We start from the raw sequence: 15715 nt of genomic DNA, 5'->3' as shown, positions 1-15715 counted from the left end.
CCTAACCGTGAGCCACGACAGAAACCACATACCGGGAATCACCGGCATCGAATCTCAACAACCGGAATCTCGGCGCTCGAACGGGGTAACCTTCCGTGGTGCATGCGTCCGCGGTCACTCCGCTGCTCACCGAGAGCAGCCGGCCGATCTTCGAGTGGCGGTGGGTCGAGCGCAACGCCGACGCCATCGGCCAGCGGCTCGGTGAACACATCGCCCTCACGGCCACGGCTCTGGGCATCGGCCTCGTGGTGTCGCTCGCCCTGGCCACGCTCTGCCTGCGGTACCGCTGGTTCTACCCGCTGGTGCTGGGCACGGCCGGAGCCTTGTACGTGATCCCGAGCCTGGGGGCGTTCGCGCTGCTGGTGCCGTTCTTCGGGCTCACGTTCACCACCGCCGTGATCCCGTTGGCCACTTACACGCTGCTGATCCTGATCCGCAACATCGTCACGGGCGTGCAGCAGGTGCCCGCGGAGGTGCGCGAGGCGGCGGTCGGCATGGGCTTCACGCGCGGCCGGCTGCTGTGGCAGGTGGAGCTGCCGCTGGCGCTGCCCGTGGTGATCGCGGGCCTGCGGGTGGCCGCCGTGACCACGATCGGCCTGGTCACGGTCACGTCGTTGCTCGGCATGGGCGGCCTCGGCTACTTCATCCGCGCCGGCATCCAGACGACCACACCGAACCCGAGCCCGATCATCGTCGGCGTGGTGCTGTCGGTGGTGCTCGCGGTGCTCGTCGACCTGCTGCTGTGGCTGAGCGAGCGCGCGCTGGCGCCGTGGGTGCGGAAGGTGCGGGCGCGATGAACGTGTTCACGCAGCTGGGCGAATGGCTCTCCGAGCCGAACCGCTGGAGCTGGACCGACCCCGCGGGCGTGCCGTACCGGACGCTGGAGCACCTGTGGTTCTCCGTGCTGTCGCTGGTGGTCGCGGCCGTGCTCACGATCCCGCTGGCCCTGTGGCTCGCGCACTACCGCCGAGGCGCGTTCCTCGCGAGCAGCGCCGTGAACATCGGGCGCGCGATCCCGAGCTTCGGCCTGATCATCCTGTTCTGGTTCCTGGCCAGCCGCTGGGGCGCCGACACGGACTTCTGGCCGCTGCTGCTCGCGCTCGTCGGCTTGGCGCTGCCGCCGCTGTTCACCAACACCTACGCGGGTGTGGTGCAGCTCGAACAGGAAACCGTGGACGCCGCGCGCGGCACCGGCTACCGCGAGTGGCAGATCATGCTCCGCCTCGAACTGCCCCTGGCCTCGCCGGTCATCGTGGCCGGCGCGCGCGTGGCGTTCCTGCAGCTCGTGGCCACCGTCGCGATCGGCGCCATCGTCAACGACGGCGGCGGGCTGGGCCGCTACATCGTCGACGGCTTCGCCGAAGGCGCCCAGGGCTACGGCGAAATCTTCGGCGGCGGCCTGGCGGTGATCATCCTGGCCCTGGTGTGCGAGGGGATCTTCGCCCTCCTCACCCGCTGGGCGACACCGAAGGGTGTGGCGCTGCAGGCAGCTCGGCGCGACTAGCCGAGCTCCGCGATCAGCCGCGTGATCTCCGGCCCCAGCGAGCGATCCACCACGAGCGGCGGCACCCGCTCAGCCACCCACGCGTAAACCGGCTCCAGCGCGGGCGCTCCCCGGCCCCGCAGGTACCGCGCCTGCGCGCCGGCGATCAGTTCGCACGCCGTGATGGCCGTGAGGTGGCCGAGTGCGTCCTCCAGCTCGGCGCCGGCGGCCCACGCGAAGGCCTGCACGTCCTCCTGGCCGGCCGAAGTGTCGAGGGAGCCGAGGGTGGCGGGCACGGCCAGGCGGCGCAGTGCGTGCAGCTCGCCGACCGCGCGTTTGTGCAGCGGCACGAGCCCGGCCTGCGGGCCCGGGTCCACGGCGAGCTGCGCCGGCAGCCCGCTGAACTGCGGGTCGAGCAGCCGGTGCAGGCGCTGCACGGCGATCTCGGCGACGTGGACCAGCACGGCCTTCAGCGCGTCCATGCGCAAGCCGAGGCCGGCCGCGTGGTAACCCGTGGTCGCGATGAACTCTCCGTCCACAAACGACGGTGAGTCGGCGGGGGTGGCCCAGGAGGTGCGCAGCTCGTCGGCCAGCTCCGTGCGAACCCGGTCGAGCAGGCCGAGCACGTTGGGCCCGACGCGCACGGAGATCGGTGCCTGCACCACGCCGGCACGAGGTTCGGCCCCGGCGATCAGCTCGTGGAACCGCGCCGAAGCGCCGTGCTGGTAGACCGCGTGCGGCGCCCCCAGCACGTCGACGGCGATCGCCGCGCACTGCGTCTGCCGCTCCAGCAGGCGTTCCGTGCGCCGGCCGCAGACCCACGCGTACGCCTCGGCCAGCGGTGAACCCTGGATCAGGCTGGCGCCCTCCTTCGGACCGAGCTCGAACGGCTCGACACCGCGCCGGGCCAGTGCCTTGGCCGCGGGCGTCTCCACGCCGTCTTCGAGCACCGTGCCGAGGCCCAGGAAGGTCTGGAACGCGTGCGCCAGCGGGATGATCTCGCCGGCGCTGCCGAGGCCGGCGCGGGGAACGGCCGGCAGGAAACCGTCGTCGAGCCGCTCGGCGAGGAAAGTCACGAGCTGCGCGCTCACAGCGGCGCCGGGCTGCAGGAAGCTGCGCAACCGCATCTGCAGGAGCGCGCGCGTGAGCTCGTCCGACAGCCACGGCGGACCACCGACGGCCCGGCCGACCAGCAGGTTGTGCTGGTGTTCGGCCTGCTGGGCGGCGGTGAGCTTGATGCCCGCGAGCCGGCCCATGCCGGTGTTGACGCCGTAGACGGGCCGGTCGGCGGCGTCGAGCGCGGCCAGCATCGCGGCGCGGTTCTCCCGCAGCCCGGCGAGCAGGGCCGGGGCGAGGTCGATCCTGCCTTCGGCGGGCAGATCGCCGGGACCTGAAACGATCACCGGTACGGCAGCATCGTGCCGACGTCGGCCGCTTCCGCGCGCCGCAGGATCATGTCCGCGACGGCGACGTCCGTTGTGGACAGTCCACGGTGCCAGAAGAGGATGCGCTCGTCGTCGCTCTCGCGGCCGGGGCGGTTGCCCGCGACCACGTCACCGATCTCTGCGTGCACACCGCTTTCGGTCAGCAGCCCGGCGTTGAGCTGCGGTCGCAGCGCGCCGAAGCGGGGGTTGCCCGACTGCGATTCGCGCCAGTTGTCGACCACGACCTTGTCCACGGCGTCGAGCAGCGTGAGCTCGAGGGCGCTGATGGTGCCATACGGCACGAGGAACGCGCCGGGCCGCAGGAACTCCTTGCGCACCAGCGCTTGCGGCTCGGTCAGCCGGGAGGCCTCGACGAGGATGTCGGCGCCGTCGAGGGTTTCGGCGGCGGTTTCGCGCACGTGGACGTTCTTGCCGAGGTGCTCGCTCAGCCGTCGCGCGAAGTCCTCGCGGGACTCCGGGCGTTTGCTGGTCACGCGGATCTCGTCGAAGTCGAACAGCGAGTCGAGCAGCACCACGTTCCACCACGCCGTACCGCGCGCGCCGACGTGACCGAGCACCTTCGAGCCAGGTCGCGCCAGGTGCTTCGCGCCGACGGCCGTCATCGCGCCCGTGCGGGCCTCGGTGATCATGGTGCCGTCGACGATCGCGCGCGGCATGCCCGTCTCGGGGTCCAGCAGCAGGATCAACGCCATCTCGCTCGGCAGGCCGCGCTCGTAGTTGCCCACGAAATCGCCGACGACCTTCACGCCGCTCACCTGTTTGGCCGACAGGTGGCCACGCAGGATGTTGAAGTGGCCCTTGCCGCCGTTGTCGGGCACGAGGTGCGTGCGCGGCTCGAACACGACGTCGCCGCGGCCGTGGTCGCCGAGCACGTCCTCGACGGCGCCGACGATGTCCGCGTGGGTGATGCCGAGCGAGTCGATGTCCTCACCGGTGAGGTAACGGAGCCAGACCGAATGCTGCACTGTCACGAGGCGAGGCCCTCGATGACCTCGGCGTTCGGCAGCGTCTGCAGCGCCGCCCCGGAGATCAGCAGCTTGCTGCCGCGGATCCCGCTGCCGATCACGAGCTCCGGCGCGGCGGCCACACGGGCGTCGATGAGGATCGGCCATTCGGCGGGCAGGCCGACGGGCGTGATGCCGCCGTACTGCATGCCGGTGAGGGACACGGCCTCGTCCATGGGCGCGAACGACGCCTTGCGCACGTCGAGGCGGCGCTTGATCACGCCGTTGACGTCGGCGCGCGTGGTGGCGAGCACGAGGGCCGCCGCGAAGCGCACTTCGCCGGCCCGCTTGCCGGCCACGACCACGCAGTTGGCCGACGCGTCGAGCGGCGAGCCGTAGGTCTCGCAGAACGCCGCGGTGTCGGCCAGCTCGGGGTCGATCTCGGTGACGCCGACCGCGTCGGGCTCCGCGAGAGCGGCAAGCGCCTTCGCGACGGGTTCGGCGAGCAGGTCAGTGCGGGTGGGCGCGGGGACGACCGTGAGGCTCCCGGCGATGGTCCAGGTGGTCACCCGGACGAATCTACGCGGCTACCAGTTGCGGTTGCCCCGCTGCACCTCGATCAGCCGCGGGCGCACGTCCACCAGGTAGACGAGCGCGGCGGCCATCGCGGGCACCCAGAAGATGAACCCGACCCCGGCGACGTCGGTGCCGAACAGGACCATCGCGAGCGTGGCGCCACCGGTGATGAGCAACCAGATCGGCTTGGTCCTGCGGTCGGCCGCCTGGTACGCGTCGGAACGCTGCAGCAGCGCGTGAACGAAGGCGAACAGCCCGACCAAGGCGCTGCCCCAGTGGATGACCTGAAGTATCCAAGCGGCAACCAGCACGGACGTCAGCTTACGGCAAACCACCCAAGACGACCGTGGCCCGGCGAGGTGTGACGCTGCTCTCCGATCGGTTTTCGCCCCGAGACGGCAAGAGCCCGCCTCCCCGTGGCGGGAAGGCGGGCTCTCGTACGGTCTTACTTCTCGGTCTTCGGCGCGGCGGCCGGCTTCTTGGCGACCGTGGTGGTCGTGGTGGTGCGGCGGGCGGGCGAAGTGGTCTTCGGCGCCGTGCGGTTGGCGGCCTTGCGCGTGACCGAGCGGGTCTCCTGGGCGAGGTCGTCGCCCAGTTCCTCGACGACCTCGGCGGTCTCGTCGGCAACCTCGGTCACCTTGCGGGCCGTCTTCTCGCCGACGGAGCGGGTGCGCTTGGTCACCTTGGCGAGCACGCCGTCGACGCGCTCGCGGGTCTCGCCGGCGAGGCCGTCCACGCGCTCCTGCGCGGTGGTCAGCGCGTCCTCGAGCTGGTCGAGGGCCTTCTTGACCTGCGGCTGCGCGGAGATCTTGTCCCAGGTCTGCTCACCGGACTCGGCCAGCCTGTTGTAGAGCTTGAGCGCGGCCTCGGTGTACTCGTCGATGACCTTGCGCAGCTCGGCCGGGTCGAGCTTGCCGCGCAGGCTCTCGACGTCGGTGGGCAGCTCTTCGAGGTTCTTGCGGGCGACCTCGCCGCTCTTGCGGGCCTTCGCGACGGCGTCCGTCACGGCCTGGCTCGCGAGGTTGCCGGCACCGAGCGCGGCGAGCAGCGGGGTGCGGACCTGGTCGATGGCGGTGCTGACGACCTTGCGGACGTCCTCGGTCTTGGGCGTGGTCATGCCGACTCCTCCGTGGTGTCGTTGACGGTCTTGGTGGGTGTTGCCGGTTCAGCGGGCGTGCCGGCGGCGTTCTCGCGCCGGAAGGACTCGTAGACGTCGAGCAGGACTTGCTTCTGCCGTTCGGTCAGCACGGTGTCGGCGCGAATCGCGTCGCCGACCGGGCCGCCCGTGGGGACGTCGAGGATTCCTGCCTGCACGTAGAGCGCTTCGGCCGAAATCCGCAGACCTTTGGCGATCTGCTGCAGGATTTCCGCGCTGGGTTTGCGGACCCCGCGCTCGATCTGGCTCAGGTACGGATTGGACACGCCGGCGAGCTTCGACAACTGGCGCAACGAAATCTTCGCCGAACTCCGCTGCTGACGGATGTACTCGCCGATGTCGGAGGCGATGTCCGCGACCTTCTCCATCGGGCCCTGAGGTTCTGTCATCGGGTCACCTCCTCGCGACACTTTCGACCGTACGCGGCCGTGCTAGCTATTGCAAGCACTCTGCTTGCACCATCGCGTGTGGTTCCGCTCACCCGGCTACGGTGGTCCCCATGGCGACTCAGCGCTTGCGCCGCAGACTGGTCAAACACCTGATCGGCGAGGACGTGCTGCACGACCCCAAGTGGGTCGACGCGTTCCGCAGCGTCCCCCGCCACGTGTTCCTGCCGCGGTTCTTCACGCGCGTCGACGGCGGCTGGGCGGCCGTCGAGCGCGACGACCCGGGTTACCTCGAACGCGTCTACTCACCCGAGGTCCTCGTCACCCAGCTCGACGACGACTCGTCGCTGTGGGACAAGGCCCGCCGCGACGGGCCCGTGCAAGGCGTGCCCACGAGTTCGTCGAGTCAGCCCGCGATCATGGCGATCATGCTCGAGGAGCTGCGTGTCGACGACGGGCAGCGCGTGCTGGAGATCGGCACGGGCACCGGCTACAACGCGGCTTTGCTCAGCCACCGCTGCGGGTCCGGCTTGGTGTCCACTGTGGACGTCGATGCGGGCCTCGTCTCCGCCGCGCGCGCCCGGTTGCAGGAAGCCGGCTACGCGCCCGCGTGCGAGGTCGGCGACGGCGCACTGGGTTTCCCGGCGGGCGTCTTGTTCGACCGGGTGCTGTGCACGGCGTCGGTTTCGTCCGTGCCGCCCGCGTGGCTCGAACAGACCGTGCCGGGCGGCCTCGTGGTGACCACGCTCAACCGCCCGCTGGGCGCGGGGCTCGTCCGCCTCGTCGCCGGCCCCGGCGCCACGGGCCGCGGCCAGGTCCTGGCCCGCGACGGTCGCTTCATGCCGCTGCGTGCCCACCGCCGCCCCGCGCCGACTGCCCTGCCTCCCGTCGCGGAGTCCGACTGGCGCCCGACGCAGCTGCCGATCGAGCTGCTGCTCAAGCCCCGGCTGAAGTTCGAGTTCTTCGCCTCGCTGGAACTCCCGGGCGTCCACCCGGTCCTCGAGCTCCCCGCGGGCGCTCCCGACCCCACCCCCGACACGGAGACCCAGGCGGGCCCCTTCGCCCTCACCCACCCCGACGGCTCGTGGGCCCGCTTCCGCGTGCGGGGTTCGACGCTCGAAACCGCCCAGGGCGGGCCGCGCGGGTTGTGGGATCTCGCCGAGCGCGCGCTGGTGCTGTGGAACTCCCTGGGCCGGCCCGAACGGGACCGGTTCGGGGTGACCGTGGACGGCGCGCAGCAGGAGTTCTGGCTGGACGAGCCGGACGGGTTGAGGTGGGAGCTGGGTTAGGCGCCGAGGTTCGCCCGGACCCACTTCTCCACCTGCGTGACCACCTCGTCGAGTGAGCTGGTGGTCGTGTCCAGGTACGGGACCTGGGTGCGGATCCAGTGGTTGAACTCCAGCATCTCCTCGATCCTGGGTTCGTCCCACTCACGCCAGGCCGGACGCGCCCGCAAGCGCTTGCGCAGTGCCTCGTCCCCGGCGACGAGCGCCAGGTAGTGGATGTCGGCGAAGAAGGCGCGTTCCGGCAGGGGCTCGAGCTCCTGCGGGGCGACCGTGCCGCACAGGACGATGGGGTGGCCGTTCTGGTGCAGCATCCCCGCGAGGCGGAGCCAAGCCGCGCGGAAGGCCGGCGTGTCGTCGCGCAGGGCGCCGGTCCACAGCACGTCCTGCTCCAGGACCAGCGCGTCGCCGGCGAGGCGCGCGGCCAGCGCCGGGCCGACGGTCGACTTGCCCGCGCCGCTCGGGCCGGTGAGCGCGAACAGCGGCAGCCGCCGGAACGGCCACCGGTGTCCACATCGGACGCAGGTCAGCACCGAGCCCTCGACCCGCGGACGGTCGGCACGATCACCACACGCCGGGCAGATCCGCAGGTCGAGGGCCGGAACCGGAGCACTGAGGGGTTCAAACGCGGCCAACTCAGTCGAACAAGTTCTCGAGGAAGCTGCGCTTGCGGTGACCGTGCGGCCGGGGCGAATCGGCGTAACCGCGATGGCCGCCGTGACCGCCGTAGGGCCGGGGCGAGTCGCCGTACCCGCCGCGGCCGTAGGGCCCGGGTGAGTCCGAGTACCCACCGCGGTACGGGCGAGGGGAGTCCGAGTAGGGACGGGGTGAGTCGGGGCGGCCGTAGCGCGGTTGCTGCCCGTAGTACGAGCTTTCCGCCCCGACGATCTGCTCCAGCTCACCGTGGTCGAGGAAGATGCCGCGGCAGGCTTCGCACTGTTCGATGCGGATGCCGTTCTTGTCGACGGTCCGCATCCGGTTCTGGCATTTCGGACAATTCACCTGGCCGAGACTACGCAGATTCGACCCGGAACGTCAGCAGGCGCACAGGCAGAACGGATGACCCACCGGATCGGCGTAGACGCGGAAGGTCTCGGGCGACGCGTCGAGCAGGGTCGCACCCAGCCCGAGGACCCGGGTGTGCGCGGCTTCGAGGTCCTCGACGTCCAGGTCGAGGTGGGCCTGTTGCGGCTTGTCGGCCGAGGGCCACGCGGGCGCCTGGTAGTCCGCGACCTGCTGGAACTCCAGGCGCGCACCACCGAGCGGGTTCACGAGGCGGACCCAGTCGCCGTCGTCGTGGATCTCCGGGGCGGGCCAGTCGAGCACCGCGCGGTAGAAGTCCGCGAGCGCCACGGGGTCAGGGCAGTCGAAGACCGTCGAGCCGAACGTCGGAACCGCACCCATGTCCGTTCTCCCTCCAGGTGGATAACCAGCAACACGAGTATGGAAGTTATCGAACGACGAAGCAACCGGTATCGCTCGTACACTGGTTGCGTGCACACCGACGCGACCCTGGTGGTGGACTTCCTCAACACCGTCGACATCGAGCGCGGCGAGGACCTGCTGGACGATCCCGGCCAGTGGTTGCGGTGGTCCGCGGACCGCGGGCTGACCCCCAGCCGGCCCCACAACACCGACGAAGCCCGCGCCATCCGCGACGCACTGCGCGCCGCCATCGGAGATCCACGGGTGGCGCGCGAGCCGTTCGAAGTGCCGCTCATCTTCTCCCTGGGCGCCGACGGACCGCAGCTCAGAGGCGAGGACACCGTGTCGGCGGTCCTCGTCGCGGCCACCCGCCTCGCCATCCGCGGCGACTGGGTCCGGCTCAAGATCTGCCCGGCCGACGACTGCCTCGAAGCCTTCTACGACGAGTCGCGCAACCGGTCGCGCACCTGGTGCTCGATGCGCGTGTGCGGCAACCGCGAGAAGGCCCGAACCTGGCGCGCGCGGGCGACGGGTGTGCACAACTGACCGGCTGTGGACAACTCAGGCACATCCACCAGATGTGCACGTGCAGAAGCACTGGATCCCCACAACTTGTGGATGATCGTTAGGCCAGATCTGTGAAAAGTTGTGGATAACCCGGGGGATAACTCAGCTTCCTGTGGACAACTGGTTTGAAGGTCCCCCGGGTGTGGTATACACACCGGCTGCACACGAGCGAGCACGCTCCGGCACTCGCCCCACCCGAGCCGACCCGGGAAACCCCAGGTCAGAACAGCAACTGCGCCACCGTGTAGATCACCAGGCCGGCCAGCGCGCCGACCACCGTGCCGTTGATCCGGATGAACTGCAGGTCGCGGCCCACCTGGAGCTCGATCTTGCGCGACGTCTCCTCGGCGTCCCAGCGCTCGACGGTGTCGGTGATGATCGTGGTGATCTCCTTCGAGTAGTTCTTCACCAGGTACGCCGCGGCGCCCTCGACCCAGCTGTCCACCTTCGACGCGAGCGCGTTGTCCGAGATCAGCCGCTCGCCGAGGGACTGCAGGCCCGCGCGCACGCGCCGGCGCAGCTCGCTCGACGGGTCCTCGGCGGCGTTGAGCAGCATCTCCTTCGCCGTGGCCCAGGCGTTGCCGATCAGCTTCTGCACCTCGTCGTGGTGCACGATCTGGCCTTTGACCTGCTCGGCGCGCTCCATGGTCTTCGGGTCGTGCTGCAGGTCCTGCGCGAACTCGCCGAGGAACTTGTCCAGCGCGAGGCGCATAGGGTGGTTCACATCGGTCTTCACGGCCCACGCGAACGACAGCACCTCGCCGTAGACCTTGTCCGCCAGCATCTCGTCGACGAACTTCGGCGACCAGCTCGGCGCGCGATCGGAAACCACGCGCAGCATGGCCTGGTGGTTGTCGCGCACCCACTCGTACGCCCGGTCGCACATCAGATCCACGAGCTTGTGGTGCGCGCCGTCCTCGAACACGCCCTCCAGGATCTTGCCCAGCGGCGGCCCCCACGGCCGTTCGACGATGCGCTTGACCACGGCCTGTTCCATGATCGCCTGCACATCTTCGTCGCGAAGCACCGTAACGGCGCCGCGCACGACTGTGGCCAGCTCGGAGGTCACGCGCTCGGCGTTGTCCGGCTGCGAAAGCCACCCGCCGAGGCGGCGGGAGATCTCGACGCGCTTGAGCTTGTCGCGGATCACGTCCTCGGACAGGAAGTTCGAGCCCACGAAGTCGCCCAGGCTGGTGCCGAGCTGGTCCTTCTTGTTCGGGATGATCGCCGTGTGCGGGATCCGCAGGCCCAAGGGGTAGCGGAAGAGCGCGGTGACGGCGAACCAGTCGGCGAGCGCGCCGACCATGCCGGCCTCCGCGGCGGCCTTCACGTAGCCGACCCACGCGGGCCAGCCCGCCGACTCCGCCCAGCTCGTGAGCAGGAAGACGACCGTGGCGCCGAGGAGGAAGGCCAGTGCGACCTGCTTCATCCGCCGCAGGCCACGCCGTTTTTCCGCTTCACCGGCGGCGCCACCGGGCGGGTCTGCGGGCGTGACCTTGGCTTGGGTGAGTTGCTCCACGACACCATTGTCCGTGAGGATGCGTTTTCGTGCGTGAACCAGCTCTCGTCCCTCGCCTGCGCCCCTTCACCGCGACGATCTTCGCCGAGATGACGGCGCTCGCCGTGAAGCACGGCGCCGTGAACCTCGGCCAGGGTTTTCCCGACACCGACGGCCCCGCCGGCATGCTCGAAACGGCGAAGAACTCCCTGTTCGGCGGTGACAACCAGTACCCGCCAGGCCCTGGTCGTCCCGAGCTGCGCGCGGCGATCGCGCGCCACCGGCTGCGCTACGGCACCGAGTACGACCCGGAGACGGAAGTGCTGGTCACGGCGGGTGCGACCGAGGCCATCACGGCCGCGCTCATCGCGCTCACGGAAGCCGGCGACGAGGTGATCGTGGTCGAGCCGTACTACGACAGCTACGCCGCCGCCGTCGCGATGGCCGGCGCCCAGCGGCGCGTGATCGGCCTGACCGAGACGGCCGACGGGCACCTGGAGCTCGACCTCGACGCCCTGCGCGACGCCATCAACCCGCGCACCCGCGCGGTGCTGTTGAACTCGCCGCACAACCCCACGGGCACCGTGTTCTCGCGCGCGCAGCTGGAAGCCGTGGCGGCGCTGTGCGTGGAGCACGACCTCATCGCGGTGACCGACGAGGTCTACGAGCACCTCGTGTTCGACGACGCCGAGCACATCCCGCTCGCCACGCTGCCCGGGATGCGCGAGCGGACGGTGTCGATCTCCAGCGCCGGCAAGACGTTCAACTGCACCGGCTGGAAGATCGGCTGGGTGTGCTCGACCCCGGAGCTGGTGGCCGCGGTGAAGGCGGCGAAGCAGTTCATCACGTTCGTCTCGGGCGGGCCGTTGCAGCCCGCGGTCGCGTACGCGCTGGACCACGAGCTGCCGTGGGTCGAGGACCTGCGCACGAGCCTGCAGGACAAGCGCGACCGGCTCTCGACGGGGCTCGCCGACGCGGGTTTCGGGGTGCGCCCGAGCAGCGGCACGTACTTCGTGACCGCCGACGTGCGCCCGCTCGGCTTCACCGACGCCGCCGAGCTGGCGTGGGAGCTGCCCGAACGCGTCGGTGTGGCGGCCGTGCCCGTGAAGGTGTTCACGGATCACCCGGACGAGTGGAAACACCTGCTGCGGTTCGCGTTCTGCAAGCGCAACGAAGTCATCGACGAAGCCGTCGGGCGGTTGCGGCAACTCGTCTGACCACTGCGGTTACCTGATCACGAGGTGTCGGGCGGTTACCCTCCACAGTCGATCACTCACCGTTGGTGTCACGATACCGACGGTATGTTTTCGGCACTAAACATCAGGTCAACGACCGTATGGGCAACCGCCCGGATGGCCGCAGCGGGTTCAGCTGAGCGCACGCTCAGTGATCGACTGCGGCCGATCGGACACCGGAGCCGGTAAGGCCGTTCCGCCTTACGGGGTGGATCGAACGCAGGGAAGATGAAACACTCGCGACCGGTGCTAGAAAGAGTGCAGCCCCGGGGGAACTGCGACCTGGCCGGAGAAGAACCCCAGTTGGATCAGTCTCGTGCGGAAGCCGCATGAGCTTCAGGCGCGGACGGTGGTGGTGGCGTGAGCGACGCGGCAGCCGTGCGCACCGTCGCACCGCTGGTGAGCAGCGCTGATCTCGGCCCGGTGTCGGGTTCTGGGGTTTCGGCTTTTGGGATTTCCGGTTCGACTGGCGGGGTTCCGGTGAACGGCTCGGGCGGCCGCGCTTCGCTGCGCAGGCCGCGGCCGTGGGCGGCACCGTTGGCGAGGCCGGCCGCGCGGATCGCGCTGGCGGGCGGGTTGACGTTGGCCGGCTGGCTGCTCGGCGCGCTGGTCGCCGGGGCCGGCGCGGAGGCGGCGGAGCAGCCGCCCGGCGCAGATGCGTCCGGGACCACGGTGGCGACCGCGCCGGAGCACAGCGGGCATGGTGCGACCGCGCCGGGGCACAGCGGGCACGGTGCCGCGCGCGACCATCGGGCCGAGCCGCACGGTCATCCCTGGCACGGTATTTCGACCGGGTCCACTGCGGACTCGGACACCACCGGAACTTCCGCCCACAACACGACTTCGGACTCGCCCTCCGCGAGCGACGGCACCGGCTCGGCTGCCACCACGCCGAGCACTTCCAGTGCGAGCGGTTCGACCCACGCCACTTCCGGTGGCAGCACCGACACCACCGACATCACTGACACGCCCGGCGCGACGAGCCAGGGCGGCTCCGACCAGGTCGCGCCCGACCCGTCCGGCTCGGCGAAGAAGCGCGGAACAGACCCGAGCGCTCCGGACCAGACCACCACCGAAACCACGGCGGATCACAGCGCCGCCGACACCAGCACCGAGACTCCGCAGCGCTCTCCCGAGCCCCCGTCCCTCGAACCCCAGTCCAACGGCGGCCTCCTGGGCGGGTTGCTCGGCGGTGTCCTCGGGCTGGTCGACACCACCTTGCACTCCCTCACCGGTGTGGTCGGGACCGTGGACGACGTCGGGGGCAGCGTGCTGCCGCCGGTGACCTCGGTGCCGACGGGCACGCCGCCGCTGATTCCCATCGGGGACGTGCTCGGACCGGTGTTCTCGGGCGGCACGGTGAGCGGCGGGGTCACGGCGACCGTGCCGGAGCCGTCGACCCAGCGCGTCGTGACCGCCGTGGTGCTGGTGACCGCGCCGCCGCAGACGCCGGTGACCGCGCCGAAGACGGCTGTGGCCGAGCAGCGGTACCCGAGCGTCGTGCACCTGGTCCCGGTGCGCCGGCACGCCACCGGGGTGCTGCAGACAAAGACCGAGAACTCCCACGTCGGCGCCACGGGTGGCGGCGGCGGTGGGGGCGGCGGCGGCCTGCCCGCGGCGCCCAGCGCGCCCGTCGCGCCGACCACCACCGCCAACCCGGGCCACGACGGCTCGGGCGGCGCACGGCAGCCGTTCGCCGTCGTCGGGGACAGCGTGACCACCACGCAGCTCAAGCTGATCGGCGTCAGCCGCGACCACGAGGTCGCCGGCGCGGGCAGGGACGCAGCCCTGCCCACCACCTCTCCGGACTGACCGGTACCCGGCCCTCCGGGGAGAGCCACGTCCAGATCAAGATCAACTTCTGGGAGCGCGCGCCCGTTCGCTGCGCCTGGCTCACCCTTTCGCACCAACCCACTTTCCATGGCACAAGGGGCGATCCATGCGTACAACCAGCCTTCCCGACCGGCCGACCGCGCCCGGCCGGATCGGGTCCTGGTCCCGGCGCCGCGCTGCCCCCGCGGCGCCGGGACCCACAACGGGCGTGCTCCGGAGGTTCCCGCTCACCGCGCCGAGCGGGAACCTGCGCCAACCGAAGCCCGCCTGAGCCGTCGGCGGCTCCCGGCACGTCGAGGGGCTGTGCCGGGAACCCGCCGCGGCGCCCGCTGAACACAGCGGGTGACGAACGGCCGGTGCACCGAATGCGACCACCACCATCCCTGGAGTGGTTGGACCATCCGGTGCACCGGCTGTTTATCTCTCAAGTCACCGGCACGTTCGCCGCCGGCACATCCGCGCAACCACGCACCGATGCCACCGCCAGGCTCAACCGCCGGACAGCCTCCAGCAACTCACCCGGCGGCAAACCGAACGGCAACCGCAACCAACGCTCCAACCCCCCGTGCACACCGAAACGCGACGCCGGCGCCAGTTGCACACCGTGGTTCGCCGCCGACACGGCCAGGCGCGTGCTCATGGGTTCGGGCAATCGACACCACAGGGAAAGTCCGCCGGGCGGCGTCTCGAACGTCCATTCCGGACAGTAGGCGTGCACGGCGTCGATCAAGGAATCACGCTGCAGCAGGAAATCCTGGCGACGCTGAGCCAGCGCGCGATAACCCTCCGGCGCCATCAAGGACGCCAGCACCAGCTGGTCGAACACCGGCGCCCCGAGGTCCACGGCGAAGCGCGACGACAGCAAGCGGTCGAGCAGGTCGGCCGAGGCGCGGATCCAGCCGAGGCGCAGACCGCCCCAGTGGGACTTCGCGGCCGAGCCGACCGTCAGAGCCAGATCGCCGGCGAAGGCGGCCAGCGGTGGCGGCGCCTCGAGCGGATCGCCCTCGTAATCCAGCTCCACCAAGGATTCGTCGACGACGACGGGTGTGCGCGAGCGAGCCAGCAGGCCGCCGAGGCGTTCGCGGCCGGCGGCGTCGAGGCGCAGGCCCGTGGGGTTCTGGAAGTCGACGACGAGGTAGCCGAACCGCGGTGCCGCCTGGCGCAGCGCGGCCTCGATACCGGTGAGGTCCCAGCCGCGCACGGGGTGGAGCGCCACCGGCACGGGCAGGGCGTGGGCGGCGCGCACGGCGTCGATCGCGTTGGGGTAGGTCGGCTGCTCCAGCAGCACGCGGTCGCCGGGGCCGGCCAGCATGCGGAGGCACAGCACGAAAGCCGAGTAGGCGCCGGCGGTCACCATCACCTGTTCCGGCGCCGTCGGCAGGCCGCGCGCGGTGTAGCGCTCGGCGATCCGCTCGCGCAGCAGCGGCAGGCCGCCGGTGAGGTAACCGTTGCCGCTCAGGTGCTCGACGAGGTCGCGCCGCGCGGCGTCGACGGCGTTGATCAGGCCCGGCAACGCGGGCGGCGCGGCGCGGGCGAGGTCGATCAGGCCGGCCCGCTCGTGCTGCGCCGGCGCGGCCGAGCGGTGCCCCGCGCCCGAGATCCACGACCCGGCGCCGCGACGGCTGGCCACGACGCCGGTCGCGCGCAGCCGGTCCAGCGCCCCGCCGATGAGCGTGCGGCTCACGCCGAGCGCGTCGGCGAGTTCACGCTCGGCGGGCAGCCGGGTGCCGATGGGGAGCTGGCCGTCGAGCACCTGCAGCTCGACGGCCGCGGCGAGATCGGTCGCGCCCTGGCGCGAACCACGGCGCCGCCATTCCCCCAGCAACACGGCCAATCGGGGGCCCGATACACGACTACCCAGCGGGATGTGCGAGGTCATAAGAC

17 protein-coding genes are annotated in these 15715 nt (G+C 70.8%); 6 read left to right on the top strand and 11 right to left on the bottom strand.

What is annotated here, in order from left to right:
• Positions 1-98: 98 nt before the first annotated feature.
• Both ACWEOE_RS09285 and ACWEOE_RS09280 read left to right on the top strand, forming a co-directional pair.
• Positions 99-797, top strand: a complete 699-nt coding sequence (locus tag ACWEOE_RS09285) for an ABC transporter permease (protein WP_452006182.1) — start codon at positions 99-101, stop codon at positions 795-797.
• A complete protein-coding gene (locus tag ACWEOE_RS09280) occupies positions 794-1504 on the top strand; it encodes an ABC transporter permease (RefSeq protein WP_452006179.1) in 711 nt (236 codons plus the stop codon). Before ACWEOE_RS09285 ends, ACWEOE_RS09280 begins: the two co-directional genes overlap by 4 nt.
• On the opposite strand, the gene ACWEOE_RS09275 is transcribed toward ACWEOE_RS09280, so the two are convergent.
• The 6 genes from ACWEOE_RS09275 to ACWEOE_RS09250 all read right to left on the bottom strand — a co-directional run bounded on the left by ACWEOE_RS09275 (position 1501) and on the right by ACWEOE_RS09250 (position 5972).
• A complete protein-coding gene (locus ACWEOE_RS09275; protein WP_452006503.1) occupies positions 1501-2883 on the bottom strand; it encodes an aromatic amino acid lyase in 1383 nt (460 codons plus the stop codon). The two genes, ACWEOE_RS09280 and ACWEOE_RS09275, sit on opposite strands and share 4 nt — an antisense overlap.
• Positions 2883-3899 (bottom strand): ornithine cyclodeaminase family protein, encoded by a 1017-nt coding sequence (locus ACWEOE_RS09270; RefSeq protein ID WP_452006177.1) that lies wholly within the window; start codon positions 3897-3899, stop codon positions 2883-2885. Before ACWEOE_RS09270 ends, ACWEOE_RS09275 begins: the two co-directional genes overlap by 1 nt.
• Entirely contained in the window at positions 3896-4441 is a 546-nt protein-coding gene (locus ACWEOE_RS09265; protein ID WP_452006174.1) for a YbaK/EbsC family protein, read from the bottom strand. The genes ACWEOE_RS09270 and ACWEOE_RS09265 overlap by 4 nt, the downstream gene beginning before the upstream one ends.
• Before the next feature lie 18 nt (positions 4442-4459).
• Positions 4460-4759, bottom strand: a complete 300-nt coding sequence (locus tag ACWEOE_RS09260) for a DUF2516 family protein (RefSeq protein WP_452006172.1) — start codon at positions 4757-4759, stop codon at positions 4460-4462.
• A 134-nt stretch (positions 4760-4893) separates the two neighbouring features.
• Positions 4894-5565 (bottom strand): hypothetical protein, encoded by a 672-nt coding sequence (locus tag ACWEOE_RS09255; RefSeq protein ID WP_452006170.1) that lies wholly within the window; start codon positions 5563-5565, stop codon positions 4894-4896.
• A complete protein-coding gene (locus tag ACWEOE_RS09250; protein ID WP_452006500.1) occupies positions 5562-5972 on the bottom strand; it encodes a helix-turn-helix domain-containing protein in 411 nt (136 codons plus the stop codon). Before ACWEOE_RS09250 ends, ACWEOE_RS09255 begins: the two co-directional genes overlap by 4 nt.
• 131 nt (positions 5973-6103) lie before the next feature.
• Between ACWEOE_RS09250 and ACWEOE_RS09245 the strand changes: the two genes are divergently transcribed.
• A complete protein-coding gene (locus ACWEOE_RS09245) occupies positions 6104-7279 on the top strand; it encodes a methyltransferase domain-containing protein (protein WP_452006167.1) in 1176 nt (391 codons plus the stop codon).
• Here ACWEOE_RS09245 and ACWEOE_RS09240 read toward each other — a convergent pair.
• The 3 genes from ACWEOE_RS09240 to ACWEOE_RS09230 are packed head-to-tail and all read right to left on the bottom strand — an operon-like array spanning position 7276 to position 8677.
• Positions 7276-7908 (bottom strand): AAA family ATPase, encoded by a 633-nt coding sequence (locus ACWEOE_RS09240; RefSeq protein ID WP_452006164.1) that lies wholly within the window; start codon positions 7906-7908, stop codon positions 7276-7278. The two genes, ACWEOE_RS09245 and ACWEOE_RS09240, sit on opposite strands and share 4 nt — an antisense overlap.
• A 1-nt stretch (position 7909) precedes the next feature.
• A complete protein-coding gene (locus tag ACWEOE_RS09235) occupies positions 7910-8293 on the bottom strand; it encodes a TFIIB-type zinc ribbon-containing protein (RefSeq protein WP_452006498.1) in 384 nt (127 codons plus the stop codon).
• A gap of 15 nt (positions 8294-8308) precedes the next feature.
• On the bottom strand, positions 8309-8677 hold the full coding sequence (locus tag ACWEOE_RS09230; protein WP_452006162.1) for a VOC family protein: 369 nt from the start codon (positions 8675-8677) through the stop codon (positions 8309-8311).
• Between the two features lie 90 nt (positions 8678-8767).
• Between ACWEOE_RS09230 and ACWEOE_RS09225 the strand changes: the two genes are divergently transcribed.
• Positions 8768-9244: a CGNR zinc finger domain-containing protein gene (locus tag ACWEOE_RS09225; protein WP_452006161.1), complete on the top strand. Its 477-nt coding sequence runs from the start codon at positions 8768-8770 to the stop codon at positions 9242-9244.
• Positions 9245-9485: 241 nt separating this feature from the next.
• On the opposite strand, the gene ACWEOE_RS09220 is transcribed toward ACWEOE_RS09225, so the two are convergent.
• Entirely contained in the window at positions 9486-10784 is a 1299-nt protein-coding gene (locus ACWEOE_RS09220) for a DUF445 domain-containing protein (protein WP_452006158.1), read from the bottom strand.
• Between the two features lie 29 nt (positions 10785-10813).
• On the opposite strand from ACWEOE_RS09220, the gene ACWEOE_RS09215 reads away from it, so the two are divergent.
• Positions 10814-11980 (top strand): pyridoxal phosphate-dependent aminotransferase, encoded by a 1167-nt coding sequence (locus ACWEOE_RS09215; protein ID WP_452006155.1) that lies wholly within the window; start codon positions 10814-10816, stop codon positions 11978-11980.
• A gap of 378 nt (positions 11981-12358) precedes the next feature.
• Complete coding sequence (locus tag ACWEOE_RS09210; RefSeq protein WP_452006152.1) at positions 12359-13810, top strand: hypothetical protein; 1452 nt, start codon at positions 12359-12361, stop codon at positions 13808-13810.
• Positions 13811-14255: 445 nt separating this feature from the next.
• Here ACWEOE_RS09210 and yczR read toward each other — a convergent pair whose 3' ends face one another.
• On the bottom strand, positions 14256-15710 hold the full coding sequence (gene yczR / locus ACWEOE_RS09205) for a MocR-like transcription factor YczR (protein WP_452006150.1): 1455 nt from the start codon (positions 15708-15710) through the stop codon (positions 14256-14258).
• Between the last annotated feature and the right edge of the window lie 5 nt (positions 15711-15715).

It is taken from the genome of Amycolatopsis sp. NPDC004368 (genome assembly GCF_053602515.1).
This window is presented reverse-complemented; position numbering and strand designations above follow the sequence as displayed.